The sequence below is a fragment of the Streptomyces sp. SCPE 10 genome (genome assembly GCF_051980735.1).
GTDB classification, from domain to species: domain Bacteria; phylum Actinomycetota; class Actinomycetes; order Streptomycetales; family Streptomycetaceae; genus Streptomyces; species Streptomyces misionensis.
Map to the genome: position 1 here is coordinate 4,076,974 of NZ_CP197069.1, position 20,527 is coordinate 4,097,500.

At 75.1% G+C, this 20,527-nt stretch carries 13 protein-coding genes (1 of these 13 cut by a window edge); 6 read left to right on the forward strand and 7 right to left on the reverse strand.

The genetic code is table 11. The features are described from left to right. The 4 genes from ACSP97_RS18960 to ACSP97_RS18975 form a co-directional block, all read right to left on the reverse strand. Entirely contained in the window at positions 1-1,389 is a 1,389-nt protein-coding gene (locus tag ACSP97_RS18960) for a PrsW family intramembrane metalloprotease (RefSeq protein WP_358269946.1), read from the reverse strand. A gap of 42 nt (positions 1,390-1,431) precedes the next feature. Continuing rightward, entirely contained in the window at positions 1,432-2,232 is an 801-nt protein-coding gene (gene trmB / locus ACSP97_RS18965; protein WP_355146802.1) for a tRNA (guanosine(46)-N7)-methyltransferase TrmB, read from the reverse strand. Positions 2,233-2,295: 63 nt separating this feature from the next. Further along, positions 2,296-3,528 carry an L-2-hydroxyglutarate oxidase gene (gene lhgO, locus ACSP97_RS18970; protein WP_440553468.1) on the reverse strand — a complete coding sequence of 411 codons (1,233 nt, stop codon included), beginning with the start codon at positions 3,526-3,528 and terminating at the stop codon, positions 2,296-2,298. Positions 3,529-3,642: 114 nt separating this feature from the next. Next, positions 3,643-5,067, reverse strand: coding sequence for an MFS transporter (locus tag ACSP97_RS18975; RefSeq protein ID WP_355146806.1), 1,425 nt, complete (start codon positions 5,065-5,067; stop codon positions 3,643-3,645). 700 nt (positions 5,068-5,767) lie between these two features. Between ACSP97_RS18975 and ACSP97_RS18980 the strand changes: the two genes are divergently transcribed. Continuing rightward, a complete protein-coding gene (locus ACSP97_RS18980) occupies positions 5,768-7,837 on the forward strand; it encodes an asparagine synthase-related protein (protein WP_440553470.1) in 2,070 nt (689 codons plus the stop codon). A gap of 112 nt (positions 7,838-7,949) precedes the next feature. Next, positions 7,950-11,219 carry an ATP-binding protein gene (locus ACSP97_RS18985; protein ID WP_440553472.1) on the forward strand — a complete coding sequence of 1,090 codons (3,270 nt, stop codon included), beginning with the start codon at positions 7,950-7,952 and terminating at the stop codon, positions 11,217-11,219. Here the strand turns inward: ACSP97_RS18985 and ACSP97_RS18990 are convergent. Continuing rightward, complete coding sequence (locus ACSP97_RS18990) at positions 11,206-13,077, reverse strand: sigma-70 family RNA polymerase sigma factor (RefSeq protein ID WP_440553474.1); 1,872 nt, start codon at positions 13,075-13,077, stop codon at positions 11,206-11,208. The genes ACSP97_RS18985 and ACSP97_RS18990 overlap by 14 nt on opposite strands. 271 nt (positions 13,078-13,348) lie before the next feature. Next, positions 13,349-14,146 carry a TetR/AcrR family transcriptional regulator gene (locus ACSP97_RS18995; protein WP_355321345.1) on the reverse strand — a complete coding sequence of 266 codons (798 nt, stop codon included), beginning with the start codon at positions 14,144-14,146 and terminating at the stop codon, positions 13,349-13,351. A gap of 377 nt (positions 14,147-14,523) precedes the next feature. On the opposite strand from ACSP97_RS18995, the gene ACSP97_RS19000 reads away from it, so the two are divergent. From ACSP97_RS19000 to ACSP97_RS19010, 3 genes are all read left to right on the forward strand, one after another. Continuing rightward, positions 14,524-15,903 (forward strand): NAD(P)/FAD-dependent oxidoreductase, encoded by a 1,380-nt coding sequence (locus tag ACSP97_RS19000; protein ID WP_355525599.1) that lies wholly within the window; start codon positions 14,524-14,526, stop codon positions 15,901-15,903. 131 nt (positions 15,904-16,034) lie between these two features. Continuing rightward, positions 16,035-17,678 (forward strand): ATP-binding SpoIIE family protein phosphatase, encoded by a 1,644-nt coding sequence (locus ACSP97_RS19005; protein ID WP_382013502.1) that lies wholly within the window; start codon positions 16,035-16,037, stop codon positions 17,676-17,678. A 52-nt stretch (positions 17,679-17,730) separates the two neighbouring features. Continuing rightward, positions 17,731-18,531, forward strand: a complete 801-nt coding sequence (locus ACSP97_RS19010; protein ID WP_440553477.1) for a class I SAM-dependent methyltransferase — start codon at positions 17,731-17,733, stop codon at positions 18,529-18,531. Positions 18,532-18,600: 69 nt separating this feature from the next. On the opposite strand, the gene ACSP97_RS19015 is transcribed toward ACSP97_RS19010, so the two are convergent. Then, positions 18,601-19,887, reverse strand: coding sequence for an MDR family MFS transporter (locus tag ACSP97_RS19015; protein WP_440553479.1), 1,287 nt, complete (start codon positions 19,885-19,887; stop codon positions 18,601-18,603). Positions 19,888-19,997: 110 nt separating this feature from the next. On the opposite strand from ACSP97_RS19015, the gene ACSP97_RS19020 reads away from it, so the two are divergent. After that, positions 19,998-20,527, forward strand: partial view of a MarR family winged helix-turn-helix transcriptional regulator gene (locus ACSP97_RS19020; RefSeq protein WP_355146823.1) — the 5' portion only. 19 nt of this gene lie beyond the right edge of the window; only the first 530 of its 549 coding nucleotides appear in the window; the start codon lies at positions 19,998-20,000; its stop codon lies off the right edge, out of view.

Genomic DNA, 20,527 nt, shown 5'->3' on the forward strand with positions numbered 1-20,527 from the left:
TCACGTCCGGTACGGGTTGTACGACGTGGCGTACGGCGCCGCCGGGTAGCCGTACCCGGGCCCGCCGTGCCCGGGGCCGCCCTGTGCGGGTCCGCCGTATCCGTGTCCGGGGCCGCCCCACCCCGGTCCGTACCCCTGGTTGTACGGTGCCGGGGCCCAGGGCGTCGGTGCCGGGGCCGCCGTGCGGGCCGCGTACTCCAGCGCGGGCCGGGCCGCGTCCCGGCGCTGCCACAGCTCGTCCAGCAGCTCCCGCTCGCGGGCGACGAAGCCGGCGCCGGCCCGGCCGCGCCGCCCCCGCCGCCGCAGCAGCGCCAGCGCGGTGGCCTCGGTCTCGTACCGGGCCACCGCACGCGCCGTGGCCCGGCCGCCGTGGTGGCGGGCGAAGTCGCGGGCCATCCGCCGTGCCCGCATCGAGCCCAGGGCGAACGGCTCGGCCGGACCCAGCCACCCGGCCAGGACGTAGACGGGCAGCTCCTCGCGCACGGTGCGCAGCTCCCGCTGCCGGGTCCAGATCCCGAGCCAGGTCAGCAGCCCGAACACGGGCAGCATGAACATGCCGTAGACGGCGAGGAAGCCGAACTGGCCGAAGGTGGCGGAGCCGTTCCACAGGGCGTGCATGCACATCGCGAGCAGCAGCCCGCCGAGCGGCACCAGCAGCCGCCGGGCCCGCTGGTGCGGGCCGCTCAGCGCGGCGACGCCGAAGCCGATGCCGGTGCAGGTGGTGAACAGGGGGTGCGCGAACGGGGACATCACGATGCGCACGAAGAAGGTGGCGGCGGTGACGGAGACGATGCCGTGGCCGCCGGTGAGCTGGTCGGTCCCGAAGGCGGTGCCCAGGTAGAGGATGTTCTCGGTGAACGCGAAGCCGGTGGCGGTGATCCCGGCTATCACCATCCCGTCCACGATCCCGGTGAAGTCGCGCCTGCGGAAGAGGAAGACCAGCAGCACGGCCGCGGCCTTCGCGGACTCCTCGACGATCGGGGCTATCACCGTGGCGCCGAGGGTGTTGGCGCTCGCCGGGTCGGCGGTCGAGGTGGCTATCCACTTGGTCGCGAAGCTGTTGGCGACGATGGCTATGAGCGCCGCCGCGAAGGCGCCCCAGCAGAACGCGAACACCAGGTTGCGCCATGGGAAGGGGGCCACCCGGTCCAGCCAGCGGAACGCGGTGACCAGCCAGGGCACCGGCAGCACCGCGAGCCCGAGGCCCACCAGGAACCCCTCGGTCCCGGTCTCCCTGCGCACCAGCGCGAGGATGACCAGGCCGGACATGGCCAGCAGGGTGATCAGCGCGCCGTAGCGCACCCACCGCAGCTGCCACCAGTGCGGGTGCCGCAGCACCGCGTCGCCGGGGATCGGTGGGTACGTCGGATACGCAGGACTGGTGGCCACGGCATCGACCCTAACGGTGGCGGGACGAGGGGCTGGAGCGGTTTACCGGCGGCGGAAGAGCAGATCGTTCACGACATGTCCCTTGTCCAGTCCCTGTCCCTCGAAACGGGTCAGCGGCCGGAACTCGGGCCGGGGCGCGAAACCGCCGTCGGCCTGCGTGTTCTCGAACTCCGGGTGGGCGCCGAGCACCTCCAGCATCTGCTCGGCGTACGGCTCCCAGTCGGTGGCGCAGTGCACCAGCGCGCCGGACTTCAGCCGGGTGGCGACGAGGTCGAGGAACGCCGGCTGGATCAGCCGCCGCTTGTGGTGGCGCTTCTTGGGCCAGGGGTCGGGGAAGTAGACACGCAGCCCGTCGAGCGCGTCGGGGCGGAGCATCTCGCGCAGCAGGATGATGGCGTCCCCGTTGCCCACCCGGACGTTGTCCAGTCCCTGCTGGTCGGCGAGGTTCAGCAGATTGCCCTGGCCGGGGGTGTGCACGTCCACCGCGAGCACATTGGTGCCGGGGTCGGCGGCGGCCATCCGCGCGGTGGCCTCGCCCATCCCGAACCCGATCTCCAGGACCACGGGACGGTCGTTGCCGAACAGCTCGGCGAGGTCGATCACCCGCTGTCCGTCGATGTCCAGCCCCCAGGCGGGCCACAGCCGCCGCAAGGCGTCGGCCTGCCCGGCGGTCACCCGGCTGCGGCGCGGCTGGAAGCTGCGGATCCGCCGCTCGAAGTGCGACCCGGCGGGATCGGCCCGGGGGCCGTCCGGGAACCGCGGCTCGCCCTTGGCCCGGGCACGCCGCACGGCGGCACCTGGGTCCCGCGGGGCCGGTTCGGTCAGGGCTTCGGGGGCATTCATCGCATCAGACACAGTACGACCGAGTCTACGGGCGCGACCGGACCCGGCCCCAGACGTACTCGGTCACGCCCCTTGGCCGCCGACCGCGTCCAGCATCCCCAGCGCCCGGCGGGCGATCTCCCGGCCGATCGGCAGCGACGCGGTGGCCGCCGGGGACGGCGCGTTCAGCACGTGCACCGCGCGGGCCCCCTCCTTGATCAGGAAGTCGTCCACCAGCGCGCCGTCGCGCAGCACCGCCTGGGCCCGCACGCCGGCCGGGGCCCGCACCAGGTCCTCGGCCCGCACCGCGGGCAGCAGTCTGCGCACCGCCTCCAGGAACGCCCCCTTGGACACCGAGCGACGCAGCTCGCCCGCGCCGTACCGCCAGTGCCGGCGCGCCAGCGCCCAGGAGCCCGGCCACGCCAGGGTGCCGGCCAGCTCGCGGGGGCGCACGACGCCCCAGCCGTACCCCTCCCGGGCCAGTGCCGGCACCGCGTTGGGGCCGATGTGCACCACGCCGTCGACGCCCCGGGTCAGATGGACGCCGAGGAACGGGAACGCCGGGTCCGGCACCGGGTATACCAGGCCCCGCACCAGCTCGGGCCGCGCCAGCTCGTAGTACTCCCCGCGGAACGGCACGATCCGCACACCCGGGTCGTCCCCGGTCAGCCGGGCCAGTTCGTCGCAGTGCAGTCCGGCGCAGTTCACCAGCACCCGGCCGCGCACGACGTCCCCGGCCGCGGTGCGCACGGCCACGCCCCGCTCGGGGCGCCGGTCCACCCGCACCACCCGGGCGCCGTAGCGGATCTCGGCGCCCGAGGCCTCGGCGAGCCGCCGGGCGACCGCCGTGAAGTCGCACACGCCCGTGGTGCCCACGTGGATCGCGGCCAGTCCGCGCACCTCGGGCTCGTACTCGGTGAGCTGGGCGGGGCCCAGCTCCCGCACCGGTATGCCGTTCTCCCGGCCGCGCTGCACCAGGGCGTGCAGCCGGGGCAGCTCCGCGCGCTCGGTGGCGACGATCAGCTTGCCGGTGACGGCGTGGTCGATGCCGTACTCGGCGCAGAACTTCACCATCTCGGCGGCGCCCCGCACCGCGTACCGCGCCTTGAGCGAGCCGGGCCGGTAGTAGATCCCGCTGTGCACGACCCCGCTGTTGCGCCCGGTCTGGTGGCGGGCCGGGCCCGGCTCCTTCTCCAGCACGGTCACCCGGGTGCCCGGCGCGACCCGGCTGATCGCGTACGCGGTCGACAGCCCGACGATCCCCCCTCCGACCACGAGCACATCGCAGTCGTACGCCCCGACCGGCACCTGCACCACCTCCCACGTCGATAGTGCACTGCGCCACTGACATCGCCTTCAAACGCCGAAGTGATCAGTACCGCTCGGGACGCGGGGCGGGCGTGAGGGCGGGGGTGCCGGGCGGGCGCGGGGTCAGGCCGGAGCCATCAGGAGGGGCCGGGCCCGCTCCCGCAGTTCCACCACCCTCGGTTCGTCGCCGTACGGCTCCAGGCGGTGCAGCAGGTCCTTCACGTACTCGGTGGTGCGGGCCGACGAGATCCGTCCGGCCACCTCCACCGCCCGCACCCCCTGCTCGCACGCCGCGTCCAGGTTCCCGGACTCCAGCTCGGCGACCGCGGAGACGACCAGCCGCAGCCCGTGCGAGCGCACGAACTCCTCCGTCGGCTTGGACAGGGCCTGCTCGGTGAAGCGCCGCACCTGCCGGGGCAGCTTCAGGTCCCGGTAGCACTCGGCGGCGTCCGCGGCGAACCGGTCGTAGCCGTAGAAGCCGAGCCACGAGGGGTCGTTGTCCCCCTCCCGGGCCCGCTCCAGCCAGCCCTCGGCCGCCTTCAGGGCCGCCCCCGCCGCCTGCGCGTCCCCGGCGCGCGCGTGGGCGCGCGCCTCGACCAGCCGGAAGAAGCTCATGGTGCGGGCCGTGGCCAGTCCCCGGTTGCGCTCCAGCGCGGCCTGCGCCAGGTCGACCCCCTCGTCGCCGAAGCCCCGGTAGGTGGCCTGGAGCGACATGGAGGCGAGGACGTACCCGCCGAGCGGGACGTCGGCCGCCGCGCGGGCGAGCCGCAGCGCCTGGATGTAGTAGCGCTGGGCGGCCTCCTGCTGACCGGTGTCGAAGGCCATCCACCCGGCCAGCCGGGTCAGTTCGGCGGAGGCGCCGAACAGGGCGCGGCCCACCTCGTCGGAGTAGGCGCCGAGCAGCAGTGGCGCCGCCTCCACGCGCAGGCACTCCGGCACCATCGACGAACGCCAGTCGCCGCCTCCGTACTTGGAGTCCCAGCGCCTGGCGTCCTCGGCGGCCTCGCGCAGCTTGCGCACGTCGCTGTGGCCGACTCTGACCGCCGCACCGGTGCCCTCGGCGGAGCCGTCCTCCCGCGCGACCGAGCTGTCGGCGGGGGTTATCAGCCAGCGTGAGGCGGGCGTCGCGTAGGCGCTCACCGCGAAGGAGCCGGCGAGCGACTGCCAGATGCCGCCGGCGCCGGCCCGGCGCCCGGCGAGGTCGAGCCGGTACAGCTCGGTGGCCGACTTCACCGCCTGCGCCACGTCCCGGGGGAAGGCGAGACCCACTTCGGGTGCGGGGTCCGCGTCCGCCAGGCCGATCTCGTGCAGCGGCACCGGGCGGCCGAGCTTCTGTCCGATGGCGGCCGCGATGAGGTGCGGCGCGGCGCCCTGCGGCACCATGCCCTTCGACACCCAGCGCGCCACGGAGGTCTTGTCGTAGCGAAGAGTCAGCCCGCGTTGGGCGCCAAGATCGTTGACGCGTCGCGCGAGTCCTGCGTTGCTGATTCCCGCGAGGGCGAGAACGGTGCCGAGTTTTTCGTTCGGCCCGCGTTGCTCCCTGGACATGCGCCACCCCTCGACACAGACGGCCGCCGCGCGGGCATAACCGCGCGGCATTCGTAAACCCAGCGTAGTTCGCCGCATCCCAAGCGTTAAGGGGCATTGTTCCGGATGGCGGGATTGTGGTCCGTACGGCAGTACGGTCCTGTACGCACCGTGCACGGCCCGGTCGTCGCGTGCCCCCGCGCGTGTGGCCGTGCGCCCGGCCGTGCGCTCTTCTCCGGCCAACTCCGTGGCGGTTTCCTGGTCTTGCGTGGGTCGGCCCGCTGTACTGGATCCAGTGGGCTGGGGGACACCGCCACCTTCATCCCCGCGGGTGGCGGACCGGTCCGGGAGGCGGCGACCGCCTCCCGGACCGTGCGTGCGTGCGGGGCGCCGCGGGCGCCGCGGGCCCCTACGGAGCGTGCTCGTTTTCCGCACGCCCCACGGTATTTGGCTGAAAATCGTCCCGCAGAACGCCGGGTGTTCGCGGCTGCGACCATGGAACTTCGGGGCGTGAAAGGCGTTTTGGGGGCGCATAGGGGGCGCATTCGCGTCGCGTCCTGCTCGGCGGCCCTCCGTCCCGGGTCAGCGGTCCCCGCGTCAACGCCGGTTGCCTTCCCACCGTCCCGGGCGGTGTCACCACACCTCTCCCACGCGTCCTTCGTGGCAGCATGGGGACCGGTTCGTCCGGTGCAGTGGTTGTCCACAGCCTGTGGAGGCGTCGATGCGGTGGTTGGTGGGGTGGAGCAGCACCGCCGCGGGCACCGCCGCGCCCGGCTCGGCCGGCGCCTTCGACCTCGACGGCGAGACCCTGCACCCGGTCGGCTCCCAGCTGCTGTGGGGCGACCCCGACCCGCTGTGGGCCGTCGGCGACTGGCGCCCGGACGAGGTGCGGGTGATCAAGGCCGACGACCAGAGCCGGATCGCGGTCCTCGGCATCTGCGGCGCCTCCGACGAGGAGCTGCGGCGCGGCCTGTTCACCGCGCGCGGCGGCGCCCTGCGCCATCTGACCGCCTGGCCCGGCAGCTACACGGCCGTCGTCCAGGTCGGCCGTCGCGTCACCGTCTGCGGCGACCTCGCGGGCGCCCGCCCGGTCTTCCACACCCCGTGGGCGGGCGGCACCGCGTACGCCACCGCCGCGCTGCCGCTCGCCGACCTCGTCGAGGCCAACCTCGACTTCGGTCATCTGGCCGCCCTGCTCGCCGCCCCGGACGTACCGGCCGCACTGCGCGACACCACCCCGTACGAGGGGGTGCGGCGCGTTCCGCCGGGGCACGCGCTGGTCCTGCGCGCCGGGGCGCGGGAGATCGCAGGCTACGACCCGGTCTCCTCGCTCGCCGTGTCCGCGCCCCCCGCCGATCCCGACCACGCCGTGGACGCCGTGCGCGACGCCCTGGTGGAGGCGGTGCGCACCCGGCTGTCCGCGCCCCGGCACGTGCCCGACCTCGATCCCGGCCCGGTGCCCGGGATGGGGCCCGCCGAGCGGCGCGCCCGGCGCGGCATGCCGGTGCCCGGCATCGGCGCCGACCTCTCCGGCGGCCCGGCCTCCGCCACCCTCGCGCTGCTCGCCGCCGGGCTGCCCGGCCGGCCCGGCACCCTGCTCGGCCACGGCGCCGGCGAACGCCTCCTCGCCGTCACCTTCAACGACCTCGCCGTCGGCGGCCGGGAGGCCGAACTCCAGCGCGCCGCCGCCCTCGCCGAGAACCCCCGGCTGCACCACGTGGTGGTGACCGGCGGCGAGGAGCTCCTGCCGTACGCCGACCTCGACGGCCCCCTCACCGACGAGCCCGGACCCTCGCTGGTCATGGCCGCCCGGCACCGGGCCCGGCTGGCCGCGGGCAGCGCCGACCACTTCACCGGCCACGGCGCCCGCCAGGTCCTCGACGCCCATCCGGCCCGGCTCGCCGACCTGCTGATGGACCGCAGGCGCCGCCATCTGGTCCGGCCGGTCGCCGCGCTCGCCCGGGCCGACGGCTCGGTGCTGGTCCCGGCGCGGGTGTACGGCGCGGCCCGGCGGCTCGCCCGCACGCCGTACCGGGCCGGGGTCGAGGCGCTGGCCGAGCGGCTGATGCGGCGCCGGTTCGAGGAGCCCAAGGGGGCGGTCGGGGCGTCCCTCGCGGCGCTGACCTGGGCCCCGCCCGGGGCGGCCGCCCGGTGGCTGACGGGGGAGGCGCTGGCCGAAGTATCGGTTCTGCTGGGGGTCGAGGCGGACCGGGCCGGCACGGGCGTCCAGCGCCCCGGCGACCATCGGGCGCGGGCCGCGCTCGCCCGGTACGCCGCGGACCTCCGCGTCCTCGAACAGGCCGCGGAGATCCGGTCGCAGCGGCTGCACGCGCCCTTCCTGGACAACCAGGTCGTCCGCGCCTGCCGCGCGCTGCCCGAGGCGCTGCGGGTCCGGCCGGGGGCGCGGGCCGCGATCCTGCGCACGGTCCTGTCCGGCGCCGGTGTCACCGACCTCCCGCCCGGCTGGGGCGTCCCCACCCACGCCTCCTCGGCGGCCACGGCCCGAGCGGGCCTGCGGGTGTCCGCCGACGCGTTGCAGGACCTCTTCTCCCGCCCGCTGCTGGCGGACGCGGGACTGGTGGAGGCCCGGGTGATCCGCAAGGCGCTGCGCGCGGCGGCGGCCGGCTCCGCCGTACCGCTGGACGGCCTCACCGACCTGATCTCCCTCGAACTGTGGCTCCACCGCCTGCTGGCCCGCCGCGGGACGTGCTGGACCGGAACACCCGCGCGATCGCGGGCGGTGCCGGCGGGGATCACCCCGCGTCGGGGGGCGCTGGCGCCCGGCGCGTGAGCGTGTTCGTGCGTGCGGTCCGCCGGGGGGCGTGCGCGGGGTGACGCCCCCCGGGGCCGTCCCGCCCGCAAACCCGTCGAACCCATGCCCGCTCCCCGTCCACAATGACCAGGTGCGGTACAGAATCCTCGGCATCACCCAGGCGGCGGACGGTCACGGCGACCCCCTCCCGCTCACCGCTCCCCGCCTCCGCACCCTCCTCGCCGCCCTCGCCCTGCGCCCCGGCCGCACCACCACCCCGCACACCCTCATCGAGGAGATCTGGGCCGACGCCCCGCCCCAGGACGCGCCCGCCGCCCTCCAGGCCCTCGTCGGCCGGCTCCGCCGCACCCTGGGCAAGGGCGCCGTCACCTCCACCCCCGGCGGATACCGCCTCGAAGCCACCGAGGACGACGTCGACCTGCACGTCTTCGCACGTCTCACCCGCACCGGCACCAAGGCCCTCGGCGACGGCGACCCGGAGACCGCCCACCGCGCCCTCAGCACCGCGCTCGCCCTCTGGCACGGCCCCGCCCTCGCCGACCTCCCCGACCGCACCGCCGCCGCCCGCCCCGAGGCGCTGCGCCTGGAGGCCACCCGCGCCCGTGCCGCCGCCGCACTCGCCCTGGGCCGCGCCCGGGAGGTCGTACCGGAACTGCGCGAGCTGACCACGGCCCACCCCTACGACGAGCCGCTGCACGCCCTCCTCATCCGCGCCCTGCGCGACACCGGCCGTCCCGCCGACGCCCTCGCCGCCTACGAGTCGGCGCGCCGCACCCTCGCCGACACCCTCGGCACCGACCCGGGCGAGGAACTGCGCGCCCTGCACGCCTCGCTGCTCGCGCCGGCGCGGCCGGCCCCGCCCCCCGACCGGCGCGGCAACCTCCGCCCCCGCCTGACCTCCTTCGTCGGCCGGGAACCGGAACTCGCCGCCGTCCGCGCCGATGTGCGCGCGTCCCGCCTGGTCACCCTCACCGGACCCGGCGGCTCGGGGAAGACCCGGCTCGCCGAGGAGGCCGCCGCCGCGTTCGCCCCCGCCTGGCTGGTCGAGCTGGCCCCGCTGGACCATCCGGAGGCGGTGGCCGGCGCCGTGGTCAACGCGCTGGGGCTGCGCGAGACCGTGCTGCTGAACACCGAGCTGACCGCCCAGCACGACGACCCGACCGCCCTGCTGATCGAGTACTGCGCCCCGCGCACCCAGCTCCTGGTCCTCGACAACTGCGAGCACGTCATCGACGCGGCCGCCGCCCTCGCCGAGACCCTCCTCACCCACTGCCCGGGGCTGACCATCCTCGCCACCAGCCGGGAACCGCTGGGCGTGCCCGGCGAGTCGGTGCGCCCGGTCGAGCCCCTGGCCCCCGAGCAGGCGCACCGCCTCTTCACCGAGCGCGCGAAGGCGGTCCGCCCCGACGGTGTGCTCGGCGACACCGCCGCCGTCGCGGAGATCTGCCGCCGTCTGGACGGGCTGCCGCTCGCCATCGAACTGGCCGCCGCCCGGCTCCGGATGCTGACCCCGCGCCAGATCGCCGACCGGCTCGACGACCGCTTCCGGCTGCTCACCTCCGGCAGCCGTACCGTGCTGCCCCGCCAGCAGACCCTGCGCGCGGTGGTCGACTGGTCCTGGGACCTGCTGGACGAGCGGGAGCGCACGGTGCTGCGCGAGGTGTCGGTCTTCGCCGGCGGCTGGGACCTCGCGGCGGCCGAGGCCGTGTGCACGGGCCCGGCGGCCGACCTGATCGGGGCGCTGGTCGACAAGTCCCTCGTGGTCGCCACGCCGGACGCCCCGGACGTGCCCGGCGGCATGCGCTACCGCATGCTGGAGACCATCCACGAGTACGCCACCGAGCGCGCGGCCGACACCCCCGGACTGCGTGCCGCCGCCGAGCGCCGCCACCGCGCCTGGGTGCGGTCGCTGGTGGAGCGGGCCGAGCCGCTGCTGCGCTCGGCGGAGCAACTCCCGTGGATCGCCCGCCTGGAAACCGACCTGGACAACGTCCGGGCGGCCCTGGACCGCGCGGTGCGCGACGGCGAGGAGGCCGAGGCGGGCGCGATCGTCCTGGCCATGAGCTGGTTCTGGTGGCTGCGCAACCACCGCCGGGAGGCCGTCACCCGGACGCGCCAGGTGCTCCGCCTGGGCATCGCCCTCGACGCCCTCGCCGCCGGAGCCGCCCCCGAGGGCGGCCTGCCGGCCCTGATGGAGTCGGCCGACATCGTCGGCGCCCTGCTCGCCGCGCCCGACGGCGAGCAGGGGCACCCGCTGCGCGAACTCCGCATGGACCTGCGGATGTCCGACCTGTTCCTGACCACGGAGGGCAGGATCGAGCGGCTGACCGACGACGAGCGGGGCCCGCGCTACATCGCCCTGGTCCGGGCGGCCTACGCACACGGCGGCCCGCACGCCGCCCGCCTCCCCGGCATCACCTGGCCGCTGACCGCCTACTACCTGGGCGGCCCGGGGGACGCGGGCCGCGACCTCACCCCGGCGGTCGCCAACTGCCGGAAGTACGGCGGCGACTGGGAGGTCGGCGTCACGCTGATGTTCCGCACCCACGCGCTCGTCGACTCCCCGGGCAATCTGCACGGCGTGGACGAGGACCTGGCCGAGCTGCGGACGCTCAGCCGCCGCGTCGGGGACCGCTGGATGCGGGCCCAGGTGTGCAGCGCGGCCGGTGAGACGGCCATGGCGCGCGGCCGCTACGCCGAGGCGCGCGACGAGTACGCGCAGGCGCTGCGCCTCGCCTACGAGGTGGGCGCCTACGCGGAGTCGCCGTTCCTGCTGGCGCGGCTCGGGGAGATCGCCTACCGCGCCGGCGACCGGGACGGCGCGCTCGCCACCCTCGCGGAGGCGGACACGGCCGCGGACCGCTACGCGGTGACGGAGGCCCGTGCCTTCGCCCTGATGATGCGCGCCTGCATCGCCCTGCACGACGGCCGGACCGCCGAGGCCCGCGAGCTGTACGACGCGACGTCCGAGGCGACCCGGGGCGAGGCCGCGCCCCCGCAGTTCGCGGCCGCCCTGGGGACCGTGGAGGCGCTGCTGGCGGCCGCGGAGTCGGGCCCGGAGCACGGGCTGCCGGTCGTGGCCGAGGCGCTGGAGGCGGCCGTGACCATGCGGTGCGCCGAGTGGATCACCGGGGGACTGGTGGACACCGCGGCCGGACTGCTGGCCCGGCTCGGGGATCTGCCGGGCGCGGTCCGGCTGTACGAGGCCGCCGACCGCTGGCGCGACGGCCGCCCGCGCAGCGAGCCCGAGCGCACCGAGGCCGCCCGGGTGCTGGCCGGTGCCCGCGCCGTCCTGTCCGCCGACCGGTACACGGCCGAGCGGGCCCGGGGCGCCGGCTACGGGGTGGCGGAGGTGCTGGCCGACATCCGGCGGGTGCACACGGCGGCTACGCGCAGGTGAACCGGGATTCCGCCCAGTCGGCCAGCGAGGTCCGGTCGAAGGCGTTGCTGTGCGGCCGTACGACGAGCCGTACGGTCGTCCGCCCGGTGAGGTCCACATGGACGGGCACGGCCGGGTCGCGGCCCTTGACCGTCCCGGACTGCCACAGCGGGACCCCGTCGGCGTAGACGGCGAAGGAGACCTTGCCGAGGCCGAGCGTCATGTCGTCCACCCCGGCGAGCGCGTCGTAGGCGGTGCACCGCCGGTTGAGGACGACGGTCACCGAGGAGTCGCCGCGGACGGTCGCCCCCTGCGCGTACAGCTTGCCGCCGACCGACAGGCCGTAGCGCTGCCACACCCAGCTGCTCTCGCCGAGCGCGATCTCGGGCTCGGCGCCGTCGCCGTCCGCGTCGTAGCGCAGCTCGCTGAGCTGGTAGACGACGGGGGCCGGCGGCGGGGTCGGGGTGGGTGTCGGGGTCGGTGTCGGGGTGGGCGTGGGGGCCGGTGTGGGCTTCGGGGCGGGCTTGGGAGGTGCCGGCGTGGGAGTGGGCGTGGGAGGAGGAGTCGGGGTGGGTGTGGGCGTGGGGGGCGGGGTCGGGGTGGCGGGCGCCACCGGCGGCGGTACGGTCTTCGACGGCGCGGGCTTCGGCTTCGCCGGGCCGGGCGTCGGCGGGTGGGACACCACGACCGGCACGGACGGCGCCGCGGGCTTCGCGGTCTCCTTCGCCGGATGACCGTCGTTCACCAGTCCGAAGGCCACCGCGGCGGCGGCCACGGCGACGACCCCGGCCGCGATGCCCGCCTTGACCGGTGCCCCGACCGCCTCCGCGGCGGCCCCGCCCGCGGAACCGGTGCCCCCGGAGGAACCGCTCGCCGCCGCGGCGCCCGCGGCGCCCGCGGCACCGGCCCCCGCGCCCCCGGCGACGAGGCCGAGCGCCTTCGCGTACCCGGCGGCACCGAACCACCCGATGACCGCGACCGGCACCACCGCGGGGATGCCGCCGGCGACCTCTTCGATCTGTGCCGCCGCCAGCCGGCACCGCGCGCACTCCGCCAGGTGCTTGCGCAGCCCCCGCTCGGCGCGGACGCGCAGCTTGCGGCGGGCGTAGGAGCCGAGCTGGTCGGCGTAGCGGGCGCACTCCGCGTCCGCGGTGAGGGTGGCGCTGACATGCGCCTGGAGGTAGGCCTGCTTCAACCCCTCGCGGGCGCGGCTGGCGAGCACCCGGGTGCCGTTGGCGTCCAGACCGAACAGGACGGCGACCTCGCTCGGGGACTCGTCCTCCACCTCGGTGTGCCACAGCACGGCCTGCCAGCGCTCGGGCAGCGAACGGAACGCCCGCATGGCCATGGACTGCTCGGCCTCGTGCAACGCCCGGGCGTCGGCGCCGAGTTCGAGGGTGTCGTCGTCGGACACCTCGGCGGACCGGGCGGCCTGCTGGGCGAAGGCGGCGAAGTCGTCGACGAGCTGTTCGCGCCGGGCCGACCTGATCCAGTGCGCGGCCACCCGCCGCACCGAGGTCAGCAGATAGGCCCGTACGGCGTGCTCCGGGCCCGAACCGCCGCGCACCGCCTGCAACATGCGGGCGAAGACCTCGGCGGTGAGGTCCTCGGCGGTGTGCGCGTCCCGGCAGCAGGTGCGCGCGTACCGGCGCACCGCGCCGGCGTGCCGCCGGTACAGCTCCTCGTACGCGGAGTCGTCCCCGCCCCGCATCCGCTCGATCAGTTCGCCGTCGCCGGGTGGCAGGTCCTTGCCGCGCTGAGCCGGCACACCGTGCCCGCTCGTCCGACGTCCCTGGCTCGGCACCTGCGGCGCGCCCGGTCCGACCGCGTCCACGTCGCCGTCGTCACCGCGTGACCCGTCCCACCCGTCAACGCTCACAGCGGAACGCCCCCGCCCACGGCCCGGCCCAACCCATCACGGCCACAGCGTGCCACATCGTCATTTCTTCAACGACGCCCGGCGGTCCCGGTCACCCGTCCGGGCGGTCGCGCCGGAACAAACCCCTCCGGGCGGGTGGACGGACAGGGCGGACGGCGTCGTCGGGGGCCGCCGCGGGGCCGCGGGGCTGCCGCACCGGCCCCGGAAAGAGGCCACCCGCGTCACCCGGCCGAGCGGCGCGGGTGACGCGGGTGGAGGGAACGAGAACCTCTCAGCCCGCCGTGGGACGCGAGCGCAGTCCCTCCAGCAGGATGTCCAGCAGCCGCGCGGACGCCGCCGCCTGCTGGGCCGCGTCCGGCAGGGACGGGGCCGCCGTCGCGATCACCAGCAGGACGTCGGACACGGACACGTCGGTGCGCAACTCGCCCGCCGCGCGCGCCCGTTCCACCAGCTGGCCGACGACCGACAGCAGCGCGCCGACCCCGGTGTCGTCCGAGGCGTCCACGGAGTCCTGCGCCACCAGGCGCAGTTCGCCGCCGCCCGGCTGCACCCGCTGCTGCGGCACCCGGACCTCTTCCAGCAGCTCCGTGCCGTCGACCGGACCGGCGGAGTCCTGCGCGGAGCCGACCCGCAGCACCTGCGGCGGCAGCAGCCGCCCCGCCCCGGACGCCACCGACGTCCGCAGGAACCGGGACAGCGCCGACCACGGCTCCTCCTCCTGACCCAGCGCCGTCCGCGCCTGCTCGGTCAGCCGTGCCGTCTCCTCCTCGGCTATCCGCCGGACCAGCACGTCCTTGCTGGGAAAGCGCCGGTACACCGTGCCGACCCCGACCCGCGCCCGCCGTGCCACGTCCTCCATCGGCGCGCCGTACCCCAGCTCGCCGAACACCTCACGCGCCGCACGCAGCACGTGCTCCAGATTGCGCTGTGCGTCCACCCGCAGCGGCGTCGTGCGCGCCCCGTCCGCGCGCCCGTTCGCCGCCTTGACCGCCGGTGCCGCCGGCACCTGCACGGCCGGGCCCCCGGCGGCCACCGCGGCAGCCGGCCAAGACGTGTCCTGAATATGCATGTGTTTCCCCCGGTACATGACGTCTCCCCCCGGAGACACTCCCCGCCACTGATTCCGGAGTGCGCGAAGGTGGTACCGGTCGCCGCGGCCCCGCCCGTCGCAGAGACCGTGCGACCACATCCCCCACACCCCGTCGACACGAACATAGTTGAGAGGCAGTCAATACAGAAGGGGCAGGTTCCGCACACTGCGCCCCCCGATCGGAGTACGAGCCGTATACGTCCCGGTTCCAGCCGTCCTCGTCCGCGCGCCCGCCCCCGCTGACCTGCCCCCTTTCCCGCACCCCGGACACGGCGCCCGCCGCGCCGCGCACCCGGCCGCCGGTCACACAAATTGCCGGGGCTGTGGACAAACCACTGCGCCGGGTGCGTCATGGGATGGTGAAGGAACGTGCGCGCATTCTGGTTGTCGGCGGCGGCTACGTCGGGATGTACACGGCCCTGCGCCTCCAGCGGAAGCTGAAGGCCGAGCTAAGGCGCGGTGAAGCCGAGATCACCGTCGTCACTCCCGACCCTTATATGACGTACCAGCCGTTCCTGCCCGAGGCGGCAGCGGGCTCCATCTCCCCGCGCCATGTCGTCGTACCGCTGCGCCGCGTCCTGGACCGCTGCCGCATCGTCGTCGGCGAGGCCGTCTCCATCGACCACGCGGTGCGCACCGCCGCCGTCACCACCCTCGCCACCGCCGACGAGGGCCGCGCCGCCGAACTCTTCGACTACGACGAGCTGGTGCTCGCCCCCGGCTCCGTCTCCCGCACCCTGCCCATCCCCGGTCTGGCCGAGCACGGCATCGGCTTCAAGACCGTCGAAGAGGCGATCGCGCTGCGCAACCACGTCATCGAGCAGATGGACATCGCCTCCTCCACCCGCGACCCGGCCGTCCGCGACGCCGCCCTCACCTTCGTCTTCGTCGGCGGCGGCTACGCGGGCGTGGAGGCCCTCGGCGAGCTGGAGGACATGGCCCGGTACGCCGCCCGCTACTACCACAACGTGCGCGCCGAGGACATGAAGTGGATCCTCGTGGAGGCCACCGACCGGATCCTGCCCGAGGTCGGCGCGGAGCTGGGCCGCTACACCGTCACCCAGCTGCGCCGCCGCAACATCCAGGTGCTGCTGGGCACCCGCCTGGAATCCTGCGCGGACCGGATCGCCGTGCTCAGCGACGGCCGCCGCTTCCCGACCCGTACGGTCGTGTGGACCGCGGGCGTCAAGCCGCACCCCCTGCTCGCCGCCACCGACCTCCCGCTCACCGACGGCGGCCGGCTCAGGTGCACCGCCCGGCTGACCGTCGAGGGCACCGAACACGCCTGGGGCGCGGGCGACGCCGCCGCCGTCCCCGACGTCACCGCCGCCGAACCCGGCGCCCTCACCGCGCCCAACGCCCAGCACGCCCTGCGCCAGGCACGGGTGCTCGGTGACAACCTTGTCCACGCCCTGCGCGGCGAGCCGCTGGAGACCTACGCGCACGCGTACGCGGGCTCCGTCGCCTCCCTCGGGTTCCACAAGGGCGTCGCCCAGGTCTACGGACGCCGGCTGAAGGGCTACCCTGCCTGGTTCATGCACCGCGTCTACCACCTGAGCAGGGTGCCCACCGCCAACCGCAAGGCCCGTGTGCTCGCCGAATGGACCCTCTCCGGGCTGTTCAAGCGGGAGATCGTCTCGCTCGGTTCACTCGAACACCCGCGCGCGGAGTTCGAACTCGCGGCCGGGGGAATGCATCCTCACGACCCCTCGGACGACCCGAAGGGGTCGTCCTGACCGCATCCCGGAACTCCACCATTCGCCCCACCGTCTGACGGATGTCGCCCGCCGCGGCCCGCTCCCTGCCAGACTGCCCGACGACAACGGCCGGGCACCCGCCCGCCTAGACCCACGAGGCCTTCCCCACAGTGAACTTCACGCGCTGGAGCGCCCGGCTCCCCGGAACGCAGCGCCGCGCCGCCGCGCGGACCGAGACCCCGGACCGGCGGGGGGAAGGCTCCGTGCCCGCGGCCCGCGCCGGACAGCCCGCCGACGGCACCGCACCGCTGCCCGCCGTCGACGAGCTGCCCGCCCGCGACGTCCTGGACCGCGTCCCGGCCCTCGTCGCGCTCGTGCACGGCCCCGACCACCGCCTCGCCTACGTCAACGACGCCTACACGACGGCCTTCGGCCCCCGCCCCGCCGGCGCCCCCGCCCGCGAGGCCCTGCCCGAACTCGCCGAGCTGGGCCTGCTCCCGCTGCTCGACCAGGTGCTGCGCAGCGGCCGGCCCCGCACCCTGAAGTCCCGCCGCGCGGTGGACGGCCGCTCGTACACCTTCACCTGCACCCCCGTCGCCGAGGACGGCGACCGCGACGGCGGCGTGCTGGTCTTCGCCACCGACGTCACCGACCACGCCGAGGCCGCCGAACGGCTGCGCGCCAGCGAACGCCGGCAGCGGGAGACCGCGGTCACCCTCCAGCGCTCCCTGCTCCCCCAGGACCTCGAACAGCCCGACGACCTGCGCATCGCCGCCACCTACCAGCCCGGCGGCACCGAGGCCGCGGTCGGCGGCGACTGGTACGACGTGATCACCCTCGGCGGCGGCCGTACCGCCCTCGTCATCGGCGACGTGATGGGCCGGGGCGTGCGCGCGGCCGCGGTCATGGGCCAGCTGCGCACGGCCGTGCGCGCCTACGCCCGCCTCGACCTGCCCCCGCACGAGGTGCTCCAGCTGCTCGACGGCCTCGCCACCGAGATCGACCCCAACCAGATCGCCACCTGCGCCTACGCCGTCCACGACCCCAACGAGGGCCGGCTGGTGTACGCCTCCGCGGGGCACCTGCCGATCCTGGTCCGCGACGAGCACGGCACGGTCTCCCGCACCGAGGAACCCACCGGCCCGCCGCTCGGCACCGGCGGCTGGATGCACTCCTCCGGCTCCATCGCGCTGGGCCCCGGCTCCACGGCCGTCCTCTACACGGACGGCCTGGTCGAACGCCGGGACGAAGACCTGGACGAGGGGATCGCCGCCCTGGAACGCGCCCTGGCCGGCGCCACCGGCTCGCCCCAGGTCGTCTGCGACCGCCTGGTCCGCTCGGCCGGCGTCACCGCCGACCACGACGACGACGTGGCCGTCCTGGTCCTCCAGCAGCCCGCCCGCACGGGCCCCGACGGCGAGCTGTTCCGCAACGCGGCCCTGGAACTCCTCGGCGGCGTCGAGGCGGCCCCGCGCGCCCGCGCCTTCGCCTCCGGCGTCCTGACCAGCTGGCGCTTCCCCGCCGAACTGCACGACCTCGGCGTCCTCGCCACCAGCGAACTCGTCGCCAACAGCCTCCAGCACGGCACCCCGCCCATGCGCCTCAGACTCCGCCGCACCGACCGCCGGCTGATCGTGGAGGTCACCGACGGCGACGACCACCTGCCCCGGCGCCGCCGCGCCGAACCCGCCGACGAGTCCGGCCGGGGCATCGCCATCGTCGCCACCATCGCCTCCTCCTGGGGCTGCCGCCGCACCCCGGGCGGCGGCAAGGCGGTGTGGTGCGAGTTCGTCCTGCCGAGACCGCGCCCCTGAGCGACGCCCGCCGTCGGCCTGTGCACCCATCCGGGGTGTTGAATGCATATGTATGGGACAAATACATCGCAGCACCGAAGGCCCCGAGGCGTACGAGACCCACAGCGCGCCGATCATGCGCCCGTTCGTGGCCGAGCTGCTGCCCGCCGCGGGCCTCGGCCCCGGTGACCACGTGCTCGACCTCGCGTGCGGCACCGGCTTCGCCGCCCGCGCGGCCTCCGCCCTGGTCGGCCCCACCGGCCGGGTCCGCGGCGCCGACATCGACGAGGGCATGGTCCGCGTCGCCCGCGCACACCGGTCGCCCCGCTGCCCGGACACCGACTTCACCGCGGCCCCCGCCGACCGCCTCCCGTACGCCGCCGCCACCTTCGACGCGGTCGTCTGCCAGCAGGGCGCCCAGCTCTTCCCCGACCTGACCGCCGCCCTCGCCGAGGCGGCCCGGGTCACCCGCCCCGGCGGCCGGTTCGCCGCCACCGTCTGGGCCCCGCTCGACCGCCTGCCCTACTTCCTCGCCGAGCAGCGCGCGCTGGAGAAGTACGCCCCCGACGCGCTCCCCTACTTCGCCCGCGCGTACGCCCGCACCGCCGACCAGCTCACCACCGCCCTGCACACGGCCGGCTACCGCGACACCGCCCACCGCGAGGTCACCTTCGACGTCACCCTGCCCCCGCTGGACCGCTACGCCCGCGAGCACCTGGACACCCTCTGGGGCGGCATGCTCAAAGAGGCCGGCGGGGAGGAGGCCGTCACCCGGGCCGGCGAACTGGTCCGCGAACAGCTCGCCGACCGCATCGCCCCCGACGGCACGGTGACCGTCCCCTTCACCTCGCTGCTGGTCACCGCGACCCGCTGAGCGGGGCCCGGCAAACGAGAACGGCCGCCGCCCGAAGGCGACGGCCGTCATGTCCCGGCAACGCACGGCTCACGCCTCCGCGGAGACCGCCTCCGCGGGCGCCCCGCCCCGGCTGACCACCCGGCTGGCACGCGCCTGCCACGGCTGGTTCTGCACCGGGGTGAGCCGCCGCCCGAGCCGCAGCGCCAGATACGTGATGCCCAGCGAGAACAGCACGAACGTCACGATGTACGGCGCGTGCAGCGATGCCGCGAGGGGACCGCCCACCGCCGGACCGATGGCCAGCGCCAGCTGCTTCACCAGGGCGAACGCCGAGTTGTACTGGCCGGCCATGCCCTCCGGCGCCAGGTCGGCGACCAGCGGGGCGACCGTCGGCGACAGCATCGCCTCGCCCAGACCGAACAGCGCGTAGGTCGACACGAAGGCGGCCGTGGCCATCTCCTGGCTGCCGTGCCCCAGCCCCGCGTGCCCGGCGGCCAGCCAGGCCACCGCCCAGACCAGGCCCACCAGGGCGATCACCCGGGTGCGCCGGGCGCGCTCCACGAACCTCAGCACGGCGAACTGGGCGACCACGATCATCAGGGTGTTCGCGGCCAGGGCCGTGCCCAGCGTGGAGGTGGATATCCCGGCGGCCTCCACGCCGTACGCGCTGAGACCCGACTCGAACTGCCCGTAGCAGGCAAAGAAGATCACGAAGCCCAGGACGCACAGCTGCACCATCGCCCGGTTGCCGACCAGCTGCTTCCAGCTGCCCTTCGATGTGGCGGGCGCGTCCTCCAGCCGCGGCGAGCGCGGCATCCGCACCGTGGCCATCACCGCGACCAGCAGCAGGAACATCGCCGCCTCGATCGCGAACAGCAGGGTGAACGACGAGACGCGCGTGGTGTCGACCAGGTGACCGCCGATGAGGCCGCCGATGCCGAGGCCCAGGTTCTGCAGGAAGAACTGCATGGCGAACGCCCGCGAGCGGGTGTCGGCGCTGGAGCAGTCCACGATCATCGTGGCCAGCGCCGGCTGCATCACGGCCTGTCCGGCACCGAGCACCGCGGCCGCCGGCAGCACCGACCAGGCACTGGCCGCCAGCCCCAGGCCGAGCGCGCCGAGCGCGGCGGTGACCAGGGCGGCGAGCAGGACCGGCAGCGGGCCGCGCCGCACGATCGCCCGCCCGGCGAACGGCAGCACGATCAGCGCGGCCACGGCGAAGACGGCGAGCACGAGTCCCGCCGTCATGGCCCCCAGGCCCCGCACCTGCGCCACGTAGACGTACAGGTAGGGGACCGTGAAGCCGAGCCCGAACGCGCTGAGTGCGTTGCCCACGTGGATCCGGCGCATCGCTGCGCCCATCGCCCTGGTCACGTTCACCTCTCTCACTAGTTAGGAGTGAAGACTTCAAAGCTAAAGTTCGAAGCTAAAGAGTACACAGCGAAGGACTTCAAGGCAAAGCGGTCGCGTGCCATACTCGGCCCATGGCCGACACGCCCGGCGTCACGGAGCCGACCCTCGAAGAACAGATCGCCGCCTACCAGCGCGAGTTCCAGGACCTCGACCCCCAGGTCGAGAAGATCGTGTCGGCCCTGTCGCGGCTCAACCGCCGGATGAACGTGGCCTACGGCCGCCAGACCGCCGCCCTCGGCATCAGCAACGCCGAGTGGGAGGTGCTCAAGGCGCTGGTCCTCTCCGGCGCCCCCTACCGGATGGGTCCGAGCGACCTCGCCAAGCGTCTCGGCCTCACTCCGGCCGCGATGACCCACCGGATCGACCGAATGGTCTCCGAGGGCCTGGTCACCCGGGAGCGGGACGAGTCCAACCGGGTCCGCGTCATCATCGAGCTGACTCCCGAGGGCCGGGAGAAGTGGCTGGAGGCGATGCGCCTCGCCACCGTCTTCGAGGAGGACCTGCTCCAGGACCTCACCCCGGCCGAGCGCTCGGTCCTCGGCGAGGTCCTCACGACGCTGCTGCGCAGGGTGGAGCACGCCCAGCCGGACGCCGGCGGCCG

Bases quoted from the DNA above. Each gene is read 5' to 3' on its own strand.
- trmB (WP_355146802.1), bottom strand. From the start codon at position 2,232: ATGAATGCCCCCGAAGCCCTGACCGAACCGGCCCCGCGGGACCCAGGT.
- ACSP97_RS18975 (WP_355146806.1), bottom strand. From the start codon at position 5,067: ATGTCCAGGGAGCAACGCGGGCCGAACGAAAAACTCGGCACCGTTCTC.
- ACSP97_RS18980 (WP_440553470.1), top strand. From the start codon at position 5,768: ATGCGGTGGTTGGTGGGGTGGAGCAGCACCGCCGCGGGCACCGCCGCG.
- ACSP97_RS18995 (WP_355321345.1), bottom strand. From the start codon at position 14,146: ATGCATATTCAGGACACGTCTTGGCCGGCTGCCGCGGTGGCCGCCGGG.
- ACSP97_RS19000 (WP_355525599.1), top strand. From the start codon at position 14,524: ATGGTGAAGGAACGTGCGCGCATTCTGGTTGTCGGCGGCGGCTACGTC.
- ACSP97_RS19010 (WP_440553477.1), top strand. From the start codon at position 17,731: ATGGGACAAATACATCGCAGCACCGAAGGCCCCGAGGCGTACGAGACC.